The 17,688-nt window shown below is 58.3% G+C and carries 18 protein-coding genes; 13 read left to right on the top strand and 5 right to left on the bottom strand.

What is annotated here, in order from left to right:
* The first annotated feature begins 33 nt into the window (after window positions 1-33).
* The 7 genes from ABLX76_RS24465 to corA all read left to right on the top strand — a co-directional run bounded on the left by ABLX76_RS24465 (window position 34) and on the right by corA (window position 6,948).
* Window positions 34-237 (top strand): lipoprotein, encoded by a 204-nt coding sequence (locus tag ABLX76_RS24465; RefSeq protein WP_004886794.1) that lies wholly within the window; start codon window positions 34-36, stop codon window positions 235-237.
* 35 nt (window positions 238-272) lie between these two features.
* Entirely contained in the window at window positions 273-1,097 is an 825-nt protein-coding gene (gene dapF / locus ABLX76_RS24460; RefSeq protein WP_002883394.1) for a diaminopimelate epimerase, read from the top strand.
* On the top strand, window positions 1,094-1,801 hold the full coding sequence (locus ABLX76_RS24455) for a DUF484 domain-containing protein (protein ID WP_180264123.1): 708 nt from the start codon (window positions 1,094-1,096) through the stop codon (window positions 1,799-1,801). The genes dapF and ABLX76_RS24455 overlap by 4 nt, the downstream gene beginning before the upstream one ends.
* The gene (gene xerC, locus ABLX76_RS24450) at window positions 1,798-2,700 is read left to right on the top strand and encodes a tyrosine recombinase XerC (protein WP_044521758.1); all 903 of its coding nucleotides are present in this window, start codon (window positions 1,798-1,800) and stop codon (window positions 2,698-2,700) included. Before ABLX76_RS24455 ends, xerC begins: the two co-directional genes overlap by 4 nt.
* Complete coding sequence (gene yigB, locus ABLX76_RS24445) at window positions 2,700-3,416, top strand: 5-amino-6-(5-phospho-D-ribitylamino)uracil phosphatase YigB (RefSeq protein ID WP_023291569.1); 717 nt, start codon at window positions 2,700-2,702, stop codon at window positions 3,414-3,416. The genes xerC and yigB overlap by 1 nt, the downstream gene beginning before the upstream one ends.
* A 63-nt stretch (window positions 3,417-3,479) precedes the next feature.
* On the top strand, window positions 3,480-5,642 hold the full coding sequence (gene uvrD / locus ABLX76_RS24440) for a DNA helicase II (protein ID WP_004886784.1): 2,163 nt from the start codon (window positions 3,480-3,482) through the stop codon (window positions 5,640-5,642).
* A 355-nt stretch (window positions 5,643-5,997) separates the two neighbouring features.
* Window positions 5,998-6,948 carry a magnesium/cobalt transporter CorA gene (gene corA / locus ABLX76_RS24435; RefSeq protein ID WP_002883400.1) on the top strand — a complete coding sequence of 317 codons (951 nt, stop codon included), beginning with the start codon at window positions 5,998-6,000 and terminating at the stop codon, window positions 6,946-6,948.
* Between the two features lie 84 nt (window positions 6,949-7,032).
* On the opposite strand, the gene rarD is transcribed toward corA, so the two are convergent.
* A complete protein-coding gene (gene rarD / locus ABLX76_RS24430) occupies window positions 7,033-7,929 on the bottom strand; it encodes an EamA family transporter RarD (RefSeq protein WP_023291570.1) in 897 nt (298 codons plus the stop codon).
* Window positions 7,930-7,977: 48 nt separating this feature from the next.
* Window positions 7,978-8,442 (bottom strand): acyl-CoA thioesterase YigI, encoded by a 465-nt coding sequence (yigI, locus tag ABLX76_RS24425; protein WP_002883404.1) that lies wholly within the window; start codon window positions 8,440-8,442, stop codon window positions 7,978-7,980.
* Between the two features lie 152 nt (window positions 8,443-8,594).
* Between yigI and pldA the strand changes: the two genes are divergently transcribed.
* The 3 genes from pldA (at window position 8,595) to rhtC (ending at window position 12,031) form a co-directional block, all read left to right on the top strand.
* A complete protein-coding gene (gene pldA, locus ABLX76_RS24420) occupies window positions 8,595-9,455 on the top strand; it encodes a phospholipase A (protein WP_004886777.1) in 861 nt (286 codons plus the stop codon).
* 67 nt (window positions 9,456-9,522) lie between these two features.
* The gene (gene recQ / locus ABLX76_RS24415) at window positions 9,523-11,349 is read left to right on the top strand and encodes an ATP-dependent DNA helicase RecQ (RefSeq protein ID WP_060591384.1); all 1,827 of its coding nucleotides are present in this window, start codon (window positions 9,523-9,525) and stop codon (window positions 11,347-11,349) included.
* 61 nt (window positions 11,350-11,410) lie between these two features.
* Window positions 11,411-12,031: a threonine export protein RhtC gene (rhtC, locus tag ABLX76_RS24410; protein WP_048336567.1), complete on the top strand. Its 621-nt coding sequence runs from the start codon at window positions 11,411-11,413 to the stop codon at window positions 12,029-12,031.
* Window positions 12,032-12,075: 44 nt separating this feature from the next.
* Here the strand turns inward: rhtC and ABLX76_RS24405 are convergent, their stop codons facing one another.
* The gene (locus ABLX76_RS24405) at window positions 12,076-13,008 is read right to left on the bottom strand and encodes an Rpn family recombination-promoting nuclease/putative transposase (RefSeq protein WP_023291573.1); all 933 of its coding nucleotides are present in this window, start codon (window positions 13,006-13,008) and stop codon (window positions 12,076-12,078) included.
* Between the two features lie 162 nt (window positions 13,009-13,170).
* Window positions 13,171-13,791, bottom strand: coding sequence for a homoserine/homoserine lactone efflux protein (rhtB, locus tag ABLX76_RS24400; RefSeq protein ID WP_002883411.1), 621 nt, complete (start codon window positions 13,789-13,791; stop codon window positions 13,171-13,173).
* A 109-nt stretch (window positions 13,792-13,900) separates the two neighbouring features.
* Between rhtB and pldB the strand changes: the two genes are divergently transcribed.
* From pldB to ABLX76_RS24385, 3 genes are all read left to right on the top strand, one after another.
* Window positions 13,901-14,893: a lysophospholipase L2 gene (pldB, locus tag ABLX76_RS24395; protein WP_008807942.1), complete on the top strand. Its 993-nt coding sequence runs from the start codon at window positions 13,901-13,903 to the stop codon at window positions 14,891-14,893.
* A 44-nt stretch (window positions 14,894-14,937) separates the two neighbouring features.
* Window positions 14,938-15,738, top strand: coding sequence for a sugar/pyridoxal phosphate phosphatase YigL (gene yigL, locus ABLX76_RS24390; RefSeq protein ID WP_017899394.1), 801 nt, complete (start codon window positions 14,938-14,940; stop codon window positions 15,736-15,738).
* Window positions 15,739-15,826: 88 nt separating this feature from the next.
* The gene (locus ABLX76_RS24385) at window positions 15,827-16,726 is read left to right on the top strand and encodes a carboxylate/amino acid/amine transporter (protein WP_101978338.1); all 900 of its coding nucleotides are present in this window, start codon (window positions 15,827-15,829) and stop codon (window positions 16,724-16,726) included.
* On the opposite strand, the gene metR is transcribed toward ABLX76_RS24385, so the two are convergent.
* Window positions 16,614-17,567: an HTH-type transcriptional regulator MetR gene (metR, locus tag ABLX76_RS24380; protein ID WP_032454519.1), complete on the bottom strand. Its 954-nt coding sequence runs from the start codon at window positions 17,565-17,567 to the stop codon at window positions 16,614-16,616. The two genes, ABLX76_RS24385 and metR, sit on opposite strands and share 113 nt — an antisense overlap.
* Window positions 17,568-17,688 lie beyond the last annotated feature (121 nt).

Here is a 17,688-nt window from a genome sequence, read left to right as displayed (position 1 = left end):
AAAGCAGAAAGAATGAATCACGGGCAACTATCAATGAAAAACGTTTTTCCTACGCTTGCCGTTTTGTTTGCGATCTTCAGCCTGACCGGCTGCGGTCTGAAAGGGCCTCTCTATTTCCCGCCGGCTGACAAAACTGCGCCGCCGCCGACCAAACCGGTTAACCCGGGCATTCAGAGCTCAACGCCGGATCGTAACGATCGTGGCGATACCGGTGGTCCGAGCCAGGTCAATTACTAACGATAACGTTCTGTTCCGCGCAACTGGAGTAGATGATGCAGTTCTCTAAAATGCATGGCCTTGGCAACGATTTTATGGTCGTTGACGCGGTAACGCAGAATGTTTTTTTCTCGCCGGAGCTGATTCGCCGCCTGGCGGATCGCCACCTTGGCGTCGGGTTCGATCAGCTGTTAGTGGTGGAGCCGCCCTACGATCCGGATCTGGATTTCCATTACCGGATCTTTAATGCCGACGGCAGCGAAGTGTCGCAGTGCGGCAACGGCGCGCGCTGTTTCGCACGCTTCGTCCGGCTGAAAGGCCTGACCAATAAACGTGACATCCGCGTGAGTACGGCCAACGGCCGTATGGTATTAAGCGTAACGGAAGACGATCTGGTGCGGGTGAACATGGGCGAGCCCAACTTCGAGCCCTCCCAGGTGCCGTTCCGCGCCAACAAAGCGGAAAAGACCTATATCATGCGTGCCGCCGAGCAGACAGTATTGTGCGGCGTGGTATCCATGGGGAACCCGCACTGCGTTATCCAGGTGGATGATGTGGATACGGCGGCGGTGGAAACCCTCGGCCCGGTAATGGAAAGCCATGAGCGTTTTCCGGAGCGCGCCAATATCGGCTTTATGCAGGTGGTTGGCCGGTCCCATATCCGTCTGCGCGTCTACGAACGCGGCGCCGGGGAAACTCAGGCCTGCGGCAGCGGCGCCTGCGCCGCGGTGGCGGTGGGGATCCAGCAGGGGCTGCTCGCTGAAACGGTACGTGTGGAATTACCCGGCGGTCGTCTTGATATCGCCTGGAAAGGCCCGGGCCAGCCGCTGTTTATGACCGGCCCGGCGGCCCATGTCTATGATGGATTTATTCATTTATGAAACCAATCGGGGAAGAACAACAGGAAGTCGCCAGCGCATTGGACGATCGCGCCGTGGTGGACTATCTGTTGCAACATCCTGAATTTTTTATTCGTAATGCCGCCCAGGTCGAACACCTCCGCGTCCCGCATCCGGTACGCGGTACGATTTCGCTGGTGGAGTGGCATATGATGCGGGCGCGTAACCATATTCATGTGCTGGAAGAGAATATGTCGCTGCTGATGGAGCAGGCGGTCGCCAATGAAAGCCTGTTCCAGCGCCTGCTGCAGCTGCAAACGCGGCTGGCGGCGGCGGAGAGCCTCGACGATATGCTCAACCGCCTTCACCGCTGGGCGCGCGAGCTGGGGCTGGCGGGCGCCACGGTGCGCCTGTTCCCTGACAGCTGGCGCCTCGGCGCGCCTTCGAAGTTTACCCATCTGGCGTTAAGCCGGCAGGCGTTTGAGCCGATCCGTATTCAACGTCTGGGCCAGGCGCGCCACTACCTTGGGCCGCTCAACGGTCCGGAGCTGCTGGTGGTGCTGCCGGAGGCGAAAGCCATTGGGTCAGTGGCGATGTCGCTGCTGGGCGGCGATAATGCCCCCGGCGTGATGCTCTTTAGCAGCCGCGATGCGCAGCATTATCAGCCAGGACAGGGGACGCAGCTGCTGCAGGAGATTGCCCAGATGCTGCCCGGCCTGCTGGAGCGCTGGATTGAACGCGCATGACCGATTCTCCTCTCTTCTCCGCCGTCTCCCGCTTTCTGCGCCACCTGGGCGTTGAACGCCAGCTCAGCCCGATCACGTTACTGAATTACCAGCGACAGCTGGACGCGCTGATCGCCCTGGCGGATGAGGCGGGTCTGAAAAGCTGGTCGCAGTGCGATGCCGCTCAGGTGCGAAGCTTTGCGGTGCGCAGTCGCCGCGCGGGGTTAGGCCCGGCGAGCCTGGCGCTTCGCCTGTCGGCGCTGCGCAGTTTCTTCGACTGGCTGGTCGGCCAGGGCGAGCTCAGCGCCAACCCGGCGAAAGGGATCGCCGCGCCGAAAATTCCCCGTCACCTGCCGAAAAATATCGATGTCGATGACGTCAATCGGCTGCTGGATATCGATCTCAACGATCCGCTGGCGGTGCGCGACCGGGCGATGCTGGAGGTGATGTACGGCGCGGGGCTGCGTTTGTCCGAGCTGGTCAACCTTGATATCAAACATCTCGATCTCGAAAGCGGCGAGGTCTGGGTGATGGGCAAAGGCAGCAAAGAGCGCCGTTTGCCGATCGGTCGCAACGCCGTGATGTGGATTGAGCACTGGCTGGATTTACGCGGCCTGTTCGGTACCGACGACGACGCGCTGTTTTTGTCGAAACTGGGCAAGCGCATTTCGGCGCGCAACGTACAGAAGCGGTTCGCCGAGTGGGGCATTAAGCAGGGGCTGAACAGCCATGTGCATCCGCACAAGCTTCGCCACTCCTTTGCCACCCATATGCTGGAGTCCAGCGGCGATCTGCGCGGTGTGCAGGAGCTGTTGGGTCATGCTAACCTCTCCACCACCCAAATTTATACCCATCTCGACTTTCAACACCTTGCCTCGGTGTACGATGCCGCGCATCCGCGCGCAAAACGGGGGAAATAATGCGTTTTTACCGACCTCTGGGCCAGATTTCCGCGCTGACGTTTGACCTGGACGATACCCTTTATGATAACCGCCCGGTAATTGACCGGACGATGCACGAGTCGCTGGCTTTTGTGCGCAGCTACCATCCGTCGCTCAGCCAGTTCGATGCCCATGAGCTTAATCAGCTGCGCCAGACGCTGCTGGCATCCGAGCCTGAGATCTATCACGACGTGACCGTCTGGCGCCACCGTGCGCTGGAGTTAGGCATGCGTAACGCCGGCCTCTCCGCCGACGCGGCGAAAGCGGGGGCCGATGCGGCGATGGAACACTTCGCCCACTGGCGTAGCCGCGTCGATGTCCCGCAGGAGACCCACGATACGCTGGCGAAGCTGGCGGAGAAGTGGCCGCTGGTGGCGATTACCAACGGCAACGCCCGACCAGAGCTGTTCGGCCTGAGCGACTATTTCCGCTTTGTGCTGCGTGCCGGGCCGGATGGCCGCTCCAAGCCGTTTGCCGACATGTACCATCTGGCGGCGGAGCGCCTGAACTTACCGCTCGGGCATATTCTGCACGTCGGCGATGACCTGACCACTGACGTCGCCGGATCGCTGCGCTGTGGCATGCAGGCATGCTGGATCAAACCGCAAGGCGCGGACCTGATGCACACCGCGGACAGCCGCCTGCTGCCGCATATTGAAATTTCACGGTTGGCATCTCTGACCTCGCTGATATAATCACCAGTCACTCTGTATATATTAACAGGGGTTCGTGGAACCCCTTTTCTTCCGGCGGTGCCAATGGACGTTTCTTACCTGCTCGACAGCCTCAATGACAAACAGCGTGAAGCCGTAGCGGCCTCGCGCACCAACATGCTGGTGCTGGCAGGGGCGGGCAGTGGTAAGACGCGCGTTCTGGTGCACCGTATCGCCTGGCTGCTGAGCGTGGAGAACTGCTCGCCGTATTCTATTATGGCGGTGACCTTTACCAACAAAGCGGCGGCAGAGATGCGCCATCGTATCGGCCAACTGATGGGCACCACCCAGGGCGGCATGTGGGTGGGCACCTTCCACGGCCTGGCCCACCGCCTGCTGCGCGCGCACCATCTGGACGCCAACCTGCCGCAGGATTTCCAAATCCTTGATAGCGAAGACCAGTTGCGCCTGCTGAAGCGTCTGATTAAGGCGATGAACCTCGATGAGAAGCAGTGGCCGCCGCGTCAGGCGATGTGGTACATCAACAGCCAGAAAGATGAAGGGCTGCGTCCGCATCATATTCAGAGCTACGGCAACCCGGTCGAGCAGACCTGGCAGAAGGTCTATCAGGCCTATCAGGAAGCCTGCGATCGCGCCGGGCTGGTGGACTTCGCCGAACTGCTGCTGCGCGCCCACGAGCTGTGGCTGAATAAGCCGCATATCCTCCAGCACTACCGCGAGCGTTTCACCAATATCCTCGTCGACGAATTCCAGGATACCAACAACATTCAATACGCCTGGATCCGCCTGCTGGCGGGCGATACCGGCAAGGTGATGATCGTCGGCGATGACGATCAGTCGATTTACGGCTGGCGCGGCGCGCAGGTCGAGAACATTCAGCGCTTCCTTAACGATTTTCCCGGTGCGGAAACCATCCGCCTTGAGCAGAACTATCGCTCGACCAGCAACATCCTCAGCGCCGCCAACGCCCTGATTGAAAACAACAACGGTCGCCTGGGCAAGAAGCTTTGGACCGACGGCGCCGACGGCGAGCCGATCTCGCTGTACTGCGCTTTCAACGATCTCGACGAAGCACGCTTCGTGGTGAACCGGATAAAAACCTGGCAGGAGAACGGCGGGGCGCTGGAGCAGTGCGCCATCCTCTATCGCAGCAACGCCCAGTCGCGCGTGCTGGAAGAGGCGCTTCTGCAGGCCAGCATGCCGTACCGCATCTATGGCGGCATGCGCTTCTTCGAGCGCCAGGAAATCAAAGATGCGCTCTCGTACCTGCGTCTGATCGCCAACCGTAATGACGATGCGGCGTTTGAGCGCGTAGTCAATACGCCGACCCGCGGCATCGGCGACCGCACGCTGGACGTGGTGCGCCAGACGTCGCGCGATCGTCAGCTGACGCTGTGGCAGGCCAGCCGCGAGCTACTGAAAGATAAAGCGCTGGCCGGTCGCGCCGCCAGCGCCTTGCAGCGCTTTATGGAGCTGATTGACGCGCTGGCGCAGGAGACCACCGATATGCCGCTGCACGTCCAGACCGATCGGGTGATTAAAGACTCCGGGCTGCGCGCGATGTACGAGCAGGAGAAAGGCGAGAAGGGCCAGACCCGTATTGAAAACTTAGAGGAGCTGGTGACGGCGACGCGCCAGTTCAGCTACAACGAAGAAGATGAAGATCTGATGCCGCTGCAGGCGTTCCTCTCCCACGCCGCGCTGGAAGCGGGCGAAGGGCAGGCGGACACCTGGCAGGATGCGGTTCAACTGATGACCCTGCACTCGGCGAAAGGGCTGGAGTTCCCGCAGGTGTTCATCGTCGGCGTCGAAGAGGGGATGTTCCCGAGCCAGATGGCCCTTGATGAAGGCGGCCGCCTGGAAGAAGAGCGTCGTCTGGCCTACGTTGGCGTGACGCGCGCCATGCAGAAGCTGACGCTGACCTACGCGGAAACCCGCCGTCTGTACGGCAAAGAGGTTTACCATCGCCCGTCGCGCTTTATTGGAGAACTGCCGCAGGAGTGCGTAGAAGAGGTGCGTCTGCGGGCCACGGTAAGCCGCCCGGTAAACCATCAGCGACTGGGCGCGCCGATTGCCGAGAGCGATACCGGCTACAAATTAGGCCAGCGCGTACGACATCCGAAGTTCGGCGAAGGCACCATCGTCAACCTCGAAGGCAGCGGCGAGCACAGCCGGCTGCAGGTGGCTTTTCAGGGTCAGGGGATCAAATGGCTGGTAGCGGCTTACGCCCGGCTCGAGGAAGTGTAACTTTAAGAAAAATATCATTATTTTGTAATATTCTGCTACCTTTATACGTTAAGGCGCCTGATTTGCGCTTACGCGTTCCGTTGCGTGTTGACGCCGATTTTGCGCTGGCGTAACATGCGCGCACGATTACGCTAAGAGGACATTCGCCTTGGACACACCCAGTAGATGCTGGCTCAACTTCCTGTCATTCAGGAACAACTCCTAAGGCTATCCTCTTATGCTGATAGCCTTAGCGGTTGTCAGCGACCTGCCCCATTCCCGTCGCGCTGAGTCAGGCTTAATGGTCTGAAACCCAATTTGTTTCTGTGTGCCCACCGAACTGTCCGATAATTTTTTTGCATTGGGAGTCCCGGTCATGCTGAGCGCATTTCAACTGGAAAACAATCGTTTAACGCGCCTGGAAGCCGATGAGATCAAGCACCTCGCCAGCTCGGTGTGGGTCGATCTGGTCGAGCCTGACGATGACGAGCGAAGCCGCGTGCAGACGGAACTGGGTCAGAACCTGGCGACGCGCCCGGAACTGGAAGATATCGAAGCCTCCGCACGTTTCTTTGAAGATGAAGACGGGTTACATATCCACTCCTTCTTCTTTTTCGAAGATGCCGACGATCACGCGGGTAACTCTACCGTGGCGTTTACTATCCGCGAAGGGCGCCTGTTTACGCTGCGCGAGCGTGAACTGCCGGCTTTTCGCCTCTACCGCATGCGCGTGCGTAACCAGACGCTGGTGGACGGCAACGCTTACGAGCTGTTGTTAGATCTGTTCGAGACCAAAATCGAACAGCTGGCGGATGAGATAGAAAACATCTACAGCGACCTGGAAAAGCTGAGCCGCGTGATTATGGAAGGCCACCAGGGCGATGAGTACGACGAAGCGCTGTCGACGCTGGCGGAACTGGAAGATATCGGCTGGAAGGTCCGCCTCTGTTTGATGGATACCCAGCGCGCGCTGAACTTCCTCGTACGTAAGGCGCGCCTGCCGGCGGGCCAGCTGGAGCAGGCGCGGGAGATCCTGCGCGATATCGAATCCCTGCTGCCGCACAACGAATCGCTGTTCCAGAAGGTGAACTTCCTGATGCAGGCGGCGATGGGCTTTATCAATATCGAACAGAACCGCATCATTAAGATCTTCTCGGTGGTGTCGGTGGTGTTCCTGCCGCCAACTCTGGTGGCCTCCAGCTACGGAATGAACTTTGAATTTATGCCGGAGCTGCACTGGAGCTTCGGCTACCCGGGGGCGATCGTCTTTATGATGCTGGCCGGCCTGGCGCCGTATCTCTACTTCAAGCGTAAAAACTGGCTGTAGTTGTTGTGCCGGATGCGCTTCGCTTATCCGGCCTGGGTGCTGGACTTTTGTAAGCCGGATAGGGCACAGACGCTATCCGGCAATCTACTGGCTCCGACGCCCCCGTCTTTGCGTATACACCGCATCCATCACGAATATCGCCAGCGCCACCCAGATAAAGCCAAAGGTGACCATTTTATCCTTGCCCGGCACTTCGCCGTAGAACGTCACCGCCAGCAGGAACATCAGCGTTGGGCCGATGTACTGGAAAAAGCCCAGCGTGGATAGCCGCAGACGCGTTGCCGCCCCGGTGAAGCACAGCAGAGGGATGGTGGTCACCACGCCCGCCGCCATCAGCAGCAGATTGAGCGACCAGGGGTTCTGCCCCATATGGCTGGTGGGGCTGTCGGTGATGCCGAACAGCCAAATCGCCGCCACCGGCAACAGCCACAGCGTTTCCACCAGCATGCCGGTCTGCGCATCGACAGCGATTTTCTTGCGCACCAGACCATAAAAGGCAAAGCTGAAGGCCAGCCCAAGGCCGATAATCGGCAGCGAACCAAAGGTCCAGAGCTGCACCAGTACGCCGCAAAAGGCGAGGATCATCGCCAGCCACTGCAGGCGACGGAAACGTTCGCCAAGGAAAATCATCCCTAACAGAATGTTCACCAGCGGGTTGATAAAGTAGCCGAGACTGGCTTCCAGCATATGGTGGTTATTCACCGCCCAGATGAACAGCAGCCAGTTGCCGCCGACCAGCACCGCAGAGAGCGCCAGCAGGAAGATCTTGCGCGGCGTCTTCAGCAGCTTTTTCACCTGCGGCCACTGGCGGCTGACGCTGATGAGCGCCACCATGAAGAAGAAAGACCAGATCACGCGATGGGTCAGAATTTCATCGGCGGGAACATAGTAGATAAGTTTGAAGTACGCCGGCGCGATACCCCAGATAAAGTAGGCGGCGAGGGCCAGAATAATCCCCAACCGCGTCTGTTTCGCATCCATCGGTAAAATCCATTGCCAAAGAGAGTGATGTTACTCGATTTTGGCCAATCAACCCACCATATAGGTCGCTGTTGCGCTGGCAATATATACCTGCGCTTCGTTATGCAGTTCCACACGGGCTACCGCCACTTTATTGCCGGCGCGCAGCAGGGTGCTGGTCGCGGTAAAACGTTCGCCGCGGCCCGGACGCAGGTAGTCCACGCGCAGGTCGATGGTTCCCATGCGGGAAAGCCGCTGGCGCAGCTCTTCTTCGTTGATAGTGTCATGGCGGGTAAGGGTGCTGCCAACGCAGACCAGCCCTGCGGCGACGTCCAGCGCGGAGGCGATCACTCCGCCATGCAGAATGCTTTGCGCCCAGTTGCCGACCATCATCGGCTGATTATTAAAGCTGAGCTGGGCAAACGCTTTTTCATAGCGCTCCAGTTCGAGGCCGAGGGCGCGGTTAAACGGCATGTGATAGACGAAAATCTCCCCCACCAGTTTCAGAGCTGCTTCGGCAGTAAGTTCGGACATAACACCGGTTCCATTCGTTAATAAAATGTTGATTTTATGCTTCTAAAATATTGATTTCCACTTTCGGAGTGGATTAGGGGGCAGGGGATTAATAAACAGGTAGAATGTCTTCAGGTTAAACAAAAATAAAAACTATTTATCAGGAGACCAGCATGCGTATCTCTTTGGCCTGCCTGGCGGCGCTGTGCGCGCTACCGGCTGGTGTTATGGCGCAGGATGCGTCGGTACACGACAAACCAGCAGTGCGCGGCAGTATTATCGCCAACCTGCTACAGGATCATGATAATCCTTTTCTGCTCTACCCTTATGAAAGCAACTATCTGCTCTACACGTGGACCAGCGATCTCAATAAAGAGGCGATTCGCAGCTATGACTGGGCCGAAAATGCCCGTAAAGATGAAGTGAAGTTTCAGCTGAGCCTCGCCTTCCCGCTGTGGCGCGGCATCCTGGGGGATAATTCGCTGCTCGGCGCGTCCTATACCCAGAAATCCTGGTGGCAGCTCTCCAACAGCAAAGAGTCGGCGCCGTTTCGCGAAACCAACTACGAACCCCAGCTGTTTCTTGGTTTTGCGACCGACTATCAGTTTGCCGGCTGGACGTTGCGCGATATCGAAATGGGATATAACCACGACTCGAATGGCCGTTCCGATCCCACCTCGCGCAGCTGGAACCGGCTTTATGCCCGCCTGATGGCGCAAAATGGCAACTGGCTGGTGGAAGTGAAACCCTGGTATGTGGTGGGCAGCACCGATGATAACCCGGACATCACCAAATATATGGGTTATTACCGCCTGAAGGTGGGCTACCAGCTGGGCGAGGCGATCCTTAGCGCGCAGGGGCAATACAACTGGAATACTGGCTACGGCGGGGCGGAACTTGGGGTGAGCTATCCCATCACCAAACATGTTCGCGCTTACACCCAGATCTACAGCGGCTACGGCGAATCGCTTATCGACTACAACTTTAATCAAACGCGCGTCGGCGTCGGGCTAATGCTTAACGATCTGTTTTAATCGTTGCACTCTGGCTCGCAGGCGCTGAAAATAGCGCCTGTTTTCTTTTCAGGCAAATGGGGTCAACGTGGCACAGGCGGAAGTATTAAATCAGGAATCGCTGGCTAGGCAGGTTTTACAAGAGACCTTCGGCTACCAGCAGTTCCGTCCTGGCCAGGAGACGATTATCGAGACGGCGCTCGAGGGCCGTGACTGCCTGGTGGTTATGCCGACCGGTGGCGGCAAGTCGCTGTGTTATCAGGTACCGGCGCTGGTCATGGGCGGCCTGACGGTCGTGGTCTCGCCGCTGATCTCGCTGATGAAAGATCAGGTCGATCAGCTGCTGGCCAACGGCGTGGCGGCGGCCTGTCTGAACTCGACGCAGAGCCGCGAACAGCAGCAGGACGTGATGGCCGGCTGCCGCAGCGGGCAGGTTCGTCTGCTGTATATCGCCCCGGAACGGTTGATGCTCGACAACTTCCTTGAGCATCTGGCGAACTGGAATCTGGCGATGCTGGCGGTGGACGAAGCGCACTGCATCTCTCAGTGGGGCCATGACTTCCGCCCGGAATATGCCGCGCTGGGCCAGCTGCGTCAGCGGATGCCGCAGATCCCGTTTATGGCGTTGACCGCCACCGCCGATGACACCACCCGCCGCGATATCGTCCGTCTGCTGGGACTTAACGATCCGCTGATTCAGGTCAGCAGCTTCGACCGGCCGAACATCCGCTATATGCTGATGGAGAAATTCAAGCCGCTCGACCAGCTGATGCGCTACGTCCAGGATCAGCGAGGCAAATCGGGCATTATCTACTGCAACAGCCGTTCGAAAGTGGAAGATACCGCCGCGCGTCTGCAGAGCCGCGGCATCAGCGCGGCGGCTTACCATGCCGGCCTGGAAAACGACGTGCGCGCCGACGTGCAGGAGAAATTCCAGCGCGACGATCTGCAGATTGTGGTGGCGACAGTGGCCTTTGGGATGGGCATCAACAAGCCGAACGTCCGCTTTGTGGTGCATTTTGATATCCCGCGCAATATTGAATCCTACTATCAGGAGACCGGCCGCGCCGGGCGTGACGGCCTGCCGGCGGAAGCGATGCTGTTTTACGATCCGGCGGACATGGCGTGGCTGCGCCGCTGTCTGGAAGAGAAGCCCGCCGGACCGCTGCAGGATATCGAACGGCATAAGCTGAACGCGATGGGGGCGTTTGCTGAAGCCCAGACCTGTCGTCGTCTGGTGCTGCTGAACTACTTTGGCGAAGGACGCCAGGAGCCGTGCGGTAACTGCGATATCTGTCTTGATCCGCCGAAGCAGTATGATGGCTTAATGGACGCCCGCAAGGCGCTCTCCACTATTTATCGGGTTAACCAGCGCTTCGGGATGGGTTACGTGGTGGAAGTCCTGCGTGGCGCCAACAATCAGCGCATCCGCGAGATGGGCCACGATAAGCTCCCGGTATACGGCATCGGCCGGGAACAGAGTCACGAGCACTGGGTGAGCGTGATCCGCCAACTGATTCACCTTGGGCTGGTGACGCAGAATATCGCCCAGCACTCCGCGCTGCAGCTGACCGAAGCCGCACGCCCGGTGCTGCGCGGCGACGTTCCGCTGCAGCTTGCCGTACCGCGTATCGTGGCGCTGAAGCCGAAGGCGATGCAGAAATCCTTCGGCGGTAATTACGATCGTAAGCTGTTTGCCAAGCTGCGCAAGTTACGTAAAGCGATTGCCGATGAAGAAAACATTCCCCCGTACGTGGTCTTCAACGACGCGACGCTGATTGAGATGGCGGAGCAGTCGCCGCTAACCGCTGGCGAAATGCTCAGCGTCAACGGCGTAGGGACACGTAAACTCGAGCGTTTCGGCAAGCCGTTTATGGCGCTGATCCGGTCGCATGTCGATGGCGACGATGAGTAGTCAGCTGGCTATAAAAGTGCCAGAATAGTTATCCTCTTCATTATTTTCCTGCGAGTTAACTATGCTGATGCTTTTCCTCACCGTGGCGCTGGTGCATATCATTGCGCTAATGAGCCCGGGGCCGGATTTTTTCTTTGTCTCACAAACGGCCATCAGCCGCTCGCGCAGAGAGGCGATGATGGGCGTACTGGGGATCACCTGCGGCGTGATGATCTGGGCGGGGGTTGCGCTGCTCGGCCTGAACCTGATCCTCGCCAGAATGGCATGGCTGCACAACATCATTATGATCGGCGGTGGCTTGTACCTGTGCTGGATGGGCTATCAGATGTTGCGCGGCGCGTTGAAAAAAGAGGCGGTGTCCCCGGCAGAACCGCAGGTTGAACTGGCCCGCAGCGGACGCAGCTTCCTGAAGGGATTGCTGACCAATCTGGCGAACCCGAAAGCGATTATCTACTTCGGCTCGGTGTTTTCGCTGTTCGTCGGTGACAGCGTTGGCGCCGGCGCGCGCTGGGGCATTTTTCTGCTGATTATCATGGAGACGCTGGCCTGGTTTTTGGTGGTTGCCAGCCTGTTCGCCCTGCCGGGGATGCGCCGCGGCTATCAGCGGATGGCGAAGTGGATCGACGGTATCGCCGGCACGCTGTTTGCGGGCTTCGGCATCCACCTGATTATCTCGCGTTAACCTGGCGCGATGCTCCACCCGGCTATATCCGGGTGGAGAAAGTGTCAATAGCGAAGCCGCTGCAGCTCGTCTTCAGACAGACCGGTCATTTCCATAATCGCTTCGTCATCAATCCCGCGTTTGCGCATCGCTTCGGCAACCTGCAGCAAGGCCTGATGTTTGCCTTCCTTTATACCTTCCTTTATGCCTTGCTGTACGCCTTTCCTGATGCCTTTTTCCATACCTTCTGCGAGCCATGTTTCCGCCAGCGTCATCAGTAATCCTCCATGCTGCGGCACGCGCTGTGCCAGCCCGTATAAGAGTGCCCGAGTATCCTCGGCATCCCCTGCCTGAGCCATATAGTTTACCAATACGGTGATTTGTTGTCCGCTCATCTGCTCCAGCATTAAGAGTTGGGTCAACTTATCCAGCAATTGCGCCATATCGCGCTGGCGGATGTGTTTTTGCACCAGCGTCAGGGCCGCCATGCTGCGGTGCTGCATAATGTCGTCGTCGGGGATCACCGTGATATCGACCAGCGGAAACGCCCCGCTATAGAGCTGGCGGGCGGTCTCGGGATCGGCGAAATTATCCAGCCAGCTCATAGACCAGGGATAGGGGCTGCGTCGTCCCTGATAGAAGAGGACCGGAATAACCAGAGGCAGCGTTTTATGGCCGCTCTCCAGATGGCGCTGCATGGCGGCGACGGCATAGCGCATTAAGCGAAAGGCCATCAGTTTATCGGGGGCGCTCTGGTGCTCGATCAGAACATGGACATACCCTTTACCGCGGGTGGTTTCCAGCGAATAGAGAATATCGCTGTAGTAGGGCCTGAGATCGTCTTCAAGAAAGCTGCCGGATTCCAGACGCAGGGTATCCAGTTTGCAGATCGCTGTTAACGACGGTGGCAGGTGGATCTCGATAAAATCGCGCGCTGTCTCTGCCCGCGACAGAAAAGTTTTAAATACCGCATCATGTGGGGTCGCCGTTTCTGCCATCGCCGTTCATCCGTGAATCACGTCTCTGACGGCATCCTGGCACGGCGGGCTCAGCGTCGACAGCGGGCAAAAAGATTAATTTCCCGCTTTGCGCGCCGGCTCGCGCAGAGAGATGGCTTCGCCAGCCAGGCGAACCTCTCTTTGCGAGCGAGATTCCATCATTCAGGCGTGACGGGCGGAGGCAAGCAGCGCCCCAACCAGCATAAACAGTGAACCAAAGACTTTGTTCAGCGCCTTCATCTGCTTTGGCCCCTTAATCCATGCTGAAATGCGCTGTGCGAGGGTTGCATAGCCAATCATCACAATGATATCGACGACGATGGTGGTGACGCCCAGAACGAGATACTGCATCACCTGGGGCTGGTGGGGCAGGATAAACTGTGGAAACAGGGCGGCCAGAAAAACGATGCTTTTAGGATTGGTGAGATTCACGAACACCGCCCGCTGGAACAGTTTGCCGCGGGTCTGCGCCTTCGCCAGCGTATTCAGGTCGATGGCCCCTGCCGCGCGCCATTGCTGGATACCAAGCCAGATCAGGTAGGCTGCGCCGGCCCATTTCAGCACCTCAAAGGCCAGCACCGAGCGAGAGAAGAGAGTGCCGAGGCCGACGCCGACCAGCACGATATGAATGGCCAGCCCGGTCTGCAAACCGGCAATCGACGCCGCCGCGCCGCGGTAACCGTGGTTAATGGAGGTAGTCATGGTATTAATCGCTCCGGAACCCGGGGACAGGCTGAGAATGATTGATGTCAGCAGGTAGGCGAACCACCACTCAATGGTCATGAGAAACTCCCTGATTGTCTGTTTTTATGCCACAATACGCTATTGTGTCAGCATTGTGTGATACACGGCAAAAAAACGATTTTCAGCGGTTAACAGGGGTGTAAACCCGATGTTTGGGCAGAAAAAGGACTGGGAAACACGAGAAAACGCGTTTGCGGCCTTTAGCATGGGGCCGCTGACGGATTTCTGGCGACAGCGCGAAGAGGCTGAATTTAAAGGCGTCGATGATGTACCGGTACGCTTTGTTCGCTTTTGCGCGCAAAATAACGATCGGCTGGTGCTGATTTGCCCCGGGCGCATTGAAAGCTACGTGAAGTATGCTGAAGTGGCCTACGATCTCTTTCACAGCGGCTTTGACGTAATGATCATTGATCATCGCGGCCAGGGACGCTCGGGTCGTCTGCTCTCTGATACCCACCGCGGGCACGTGGTTAACTTCAGCGATTATGTTGATGACCTGGCTGCGCTCTGGCAGCAGCAGGTGGTCCCGGGCCACTGGCGAAAACGGTTTATCCTCGCTCACTCTATGGGCGGGGCGATTGCCACGCTTTTTCTGCAACGCTACCAGGCGCATTGCGATGCCATTGCGCTCTGCGCGCCGATGTTCGGGATTATCATTCGGCTGCCGGACTGGATGGTGCGGCATATTCTCGACTGGGCTGAGGGCCATCAGCGCATTCGCGAAGAGTATGCCATCGGCACCGGACGCTGGCGGGCGCTGCCTTTTGCCGTTAACGTGCTGACGCACAGTCGACAACGCTATCGTCGTAACCTGCGCTTCTATGCCGACGAGCCGCGACTGCAGGTCGGCGGCCCGACCTGGCACTGGGTGCGCGAAGGCATGCTGGCCGGTGATGAAGTGCTGGCGAATGTGGAGAAAGATACGGCCCCGACGCTGCTGCTGCAGGCGGAAGAGGAGCGGGTGGTCGATAATCTGATGCACGACCGCTATTGTGAATTACGGGCCGCCGCCGGCCATCCCTGTGAGGGCGGAAAGCCGCTCGTCATTGAAGGGGCATACCATGAGATCCTTTTTGAAAAGGACGCTATGCGCTCAGTCGCGCTCAATGCCATCGTCGAGTTTTTCAATCGACATACTTAATCCGACGATAACGCTCGTCGCCCTGCTTAGAGGTTAACTTTTTTATGTACCAGGTTGTTGCGTCTGATTTAGACGGCACGCTGCTTTCCCCCGATCATTTCCTGACCCCGTATGCCAAAGAGACGCTGAAGCTGCTTACCGCCCGTGGGATCAATTTCGTCTTCGCCACCGGCCGACACTACATCGACGTCGGGCAGATCCGCGATAATCTCGGCATCCGGTCGTACATGATCACCTCTAACGGCGCCCGCGTTCACGATAGCGATGGCCAGCAAATTTTCGCCCATAACCTCGACCGCGATATTGCCGCCGACCTGTTTGAAATCGTGCGCAACGACCCGAAAATCGTCACTAACGTCTATCGGGAAGATGAGTGGTATATGAACCGCCATCGCCCGGAAGAGATGCGCTTTTTCAAAGAGGCGGTGTTTAACTACAAGCTGTATGAGCCGGGCGAACTGGATCCGCAGGGGATCAGCAAGGTGTTCTTTACCTGTGAGGATCACGAACATCTACTGCCGCTTGAGCAGGCGATGAACGCCCGCTGGGGCGATCGCGTGAACGTCAGCTTCTCCACCTTAACCTGCCTGGAGGTGATGGCGGGCGGGGTATCGAAGGGGCATGCGCTGGAGGCGGTGGCGAAAATGCTCGGCTACAGTCTGTCCGATTGCATCGCTTTCGGCGACGGCATGAACGACGCCGAGATGCTGTCGATGGCCGGTAAAGGCTGCATTATGGCCAACGCCCACCAGCGGCTGAAGGATCTGCATCCGGAGCTGGAAGTGATCGGCAGCAACGCCGACGATGCGGTCCCGCACTATCTGCGTAAGCTGTACCTCGACTGAAAAAGACTGACGACTGGCGAATAACTGTCCAGTCGTCAACCTGGCTCTTCGCTACAATGCCTGTTCTTTATCCAACGAGACGACCATTGTGGCGCTGTTAATTATCACCACTATCCTGTGGGCCTTTTCTTTCAGCCTGATTGGCGAGTACCTGGCCGGTAGCGTCGACAGCTATTTTTCGGTGCTGATGCGCGTGGGCCTGGCGGCGCTGGTGTTCCTGCCTTTCCTGCGGACGCGCGGCCAGTCTCCGCGCACGATCGTACTCTATATGCTGGTGGGCGCGATGCAGCTTGGCATCATGTACCTGCTGGCCTTTCGCGCCTATCTCTATCTGACGGTCTCGGAATTCCTGCTGTTTACCGTGTTTACCCCGTTGTATATCACGCTGATCTACGATTTGCTCAGCGGACGTAAACTACGCTGGGGCTATCTGCTGAGCGCCGCGCTGGCGGTGCTGGGGGCGGCGATTATCCGTTACGACAAAGTCAGCGATCATTTCTGGACCGGGCTGTTACTGGTGCAGTTGTCAAACCTCTGCTTCGCCATCGGGATGGTGGGTTACAAGCGCCTGATGGAGGTGCGACCGATGCCGCAGCACAATGCCTTTGCCTGGTTCTATGTCGGGGCCTTTATCGTGGCGGTGGCGGCATGGTTTATGCTGGGCAACCCACAGAAGCTGCCGACCACCAGTCTGCAGTGGAGCGTGCTGGTGTGGCTTGGCGTCGTGGCTTCCGGGCTGGGCTACTTTATGTGGAACTATGGCGCCACTCAGGTGGATGCCGGCACGCTGGGGATCATGAATAACGTCCATGTCCCCGCCGGGCTGTTGGTTAACCTTGCCATCTGGCAGGAGCAGCCGCACTGGCCGAGCTTTATTAGCGGAGCGTTGGTGATCCTGGCCTCGCTGTGGGTCCATCGACGCTGGGTCGCTCCGCACTCCGGACAAACGGCAGATGATCGCACGCGTGGTTCCGCGCGGAGCGAATAAACGCTTCGGTGACCGGTTGACGCTGTTCGCCATCGCGAACGGCCGCGTACAGCCGGCTCCATAATCCCTCGCCCAGGGTTTTGGTCACCACCAGACCCTGGCGTTCAAAACTTTCCACCACCCAGTGCGGCAGCGCGGCGATACCCATCCGGGCTGCCACCATCTGGATCAGCAACAGCGTGTTATCGACGCTTTTCAGCTGGGGACTGATGCCGGCCGGCTGCAGGAAATGACGCCAGATGTCGAGGCGTCCGCGCTGCACGGGATAAATCAGCAGCGTTTCCGTGGCCAGATCCTCCGGCGTAATCAGCGTCTTCATGGCTAACGGGTGCTCAGGCGCCAGCACCAGGCGCACCTCATAATCAAACATTGGCGAGTAGTGCAGACCGCTGCGCGGCAGGATATCTGAGGTCATGACCAGATCCAGTTCGCCCTGCTGCAGCGCAGGCTGCGGGTCGAAGGTGACGCCGGAATGGAAGTCGACTTCCACGTGCGGCCAGCGGGCGCGGAAATTCTCCAGCGCCGGCGTGAGCCACTGAATACAGCTGTGGCATTCGATAGCCAGCCGCAGCCGGGTCTGTTGTGGTTCGTTACAGTCCTGCAGGGCGCGAGCGATCTGCGGCAGCACCTGGTTGGCCAGCTGTAAGAGGATCTCCCCTTGAGGAGTAAAACGCAGCGGCTGGCTCTTACGCACAAAGAGACGAAAGCCGAGGCGCTGTTCCAGATCGCTGAACTGGTGAGACAAGGCGGACTGGGTCTGATGCAGGGCAGCCGCTGCGCCCGCCAGTGAACCGCTGTTCCGCAACGCTTGCAGCGTTTTCAGATGTTTAATTTCGATCATGAAAGTCCTTCACTTCGCCATGAGCATTTTGCGCTTGAGGAATATACAGTAACCGCCAATTATGGATGTGTAAACATCTGGACGGCTAAATCCTTTATCTTTCGAATTTATGGTGCGTTGG

Source organism: Klebsiella sp. JB_Kp004 (genome assembly GCF_040065795.1).
GTDB classification, from domain to species: domain Bacteria; phylum Pseudomonadota; class Gammaproteobacteria; order Enterobacterales; family Enterobacteriaceae; genus Klebsiella; species Klebsiella quasipneumoniae.
This window is presented reverse-complemented; position numbering and strand designations above follow the sequence as displayed.

Coding starts and splice junctions, on each gene's coding strand:
- rarD (WP_023291570.1), bottom strand. CDS start 7,929: ATGGATGCGAAACAGACGCGGTTGGGGATTATTCTGGCCCTCGCCGCC.
- rhtC (WP_048336567.1), top strand. CDS start 11,411: ATGCTGATGCTTTTCCTCACCGTGGCGCTGGTGCATATCATTGCGCTA.
- yigB (WP_023291569.1), top strand. CDS start 2,700: ATGCGTTTTTACCGACCTCTGGGCCAGATTTCCGCGCTGACGTTTGAC.
- xerC (WP_044521758.1), top strand. CDS start 1,798: ATGACCGATTCTCCTCTCTTCTCCGCCGTCTCCCGCTTTCTGCGCCAC.
- dapF (WP_002883394.1), top strand. CDS start 273: ATGCAGTTCTCTAAAATGCATGGCCTTGGCAACGATTTTATGGTCGTT.
- yigL (WP_017899394.1), top strand. CDS start 14,938: ATGTACCAGGTTGTTGCGTCTGATTTAGACGGCACGCTGCTTTCCCCC.
- pldB (WP_008807942.1), top strand. CDS start 13,901: ATGTTTGGGCAGAAAAAGGACTGGGAAACACGAGAAAACGCGTTTGCG.
- corA (WP_002883400.1), top strand. CDS start 5,998: ATGCTGAGCGCATTTCAACTGGAAAACAATCGTTTAACGCGCCTGGAA.
- ABLX76_RS24465 (WP_004886794.1), top strand. CDS start 34: ATGAAAAACGTTTTTCCTACGCTTGCCGTTTTGTTTGCGATCTTCAGC.
- rhtB (WP_002883411.1), bottom strand. CDS start 13,791: ATGACCATTGAGTGGTGGTTCGCCTACCTGCTGACATCAATCATTCTC.
- metR (WP_032454519.1), bottom strand. CDS start 17,567: ATGATCGAAATTAAACATCTGAAAACGCTGCAAGCGTTGCGGAACAGC.
- ABLX76_RS24455 (WP_180264123.1), top strand. CDS start 1,094: ATGAAACCAATCGGGGAAGAACAACAGGAAGTCGCCAGCGCATTGGAC.
- yigI (WP_002883404.1), bottom strand. CDS start 8,442: ATGTCCGAACTTACTGCCGAAGCAGCTCTGAAACTGGTGGGGGAGATT.
- ABLX76_RS24405 (WP_023291573.1), bottom strand. CDS start 13,008: ATGGCAGAAACGGCGACCCCACATGATGCGGTATTTAAAACTTTTCTG.
- uvrD (WP_004886784.1), top strand. CDS start 3,480: ATGGACGTTTCTTACCTGCTCGACAGCCTCAATGACAAACAGCGTGAA.
- pldA (WP_004886777.1), top strand. CDS start 8,595: ATGCGTATCTCTTTGGCCTGCCTGGCGGCGCTGTGCGCGCTACCGGCT.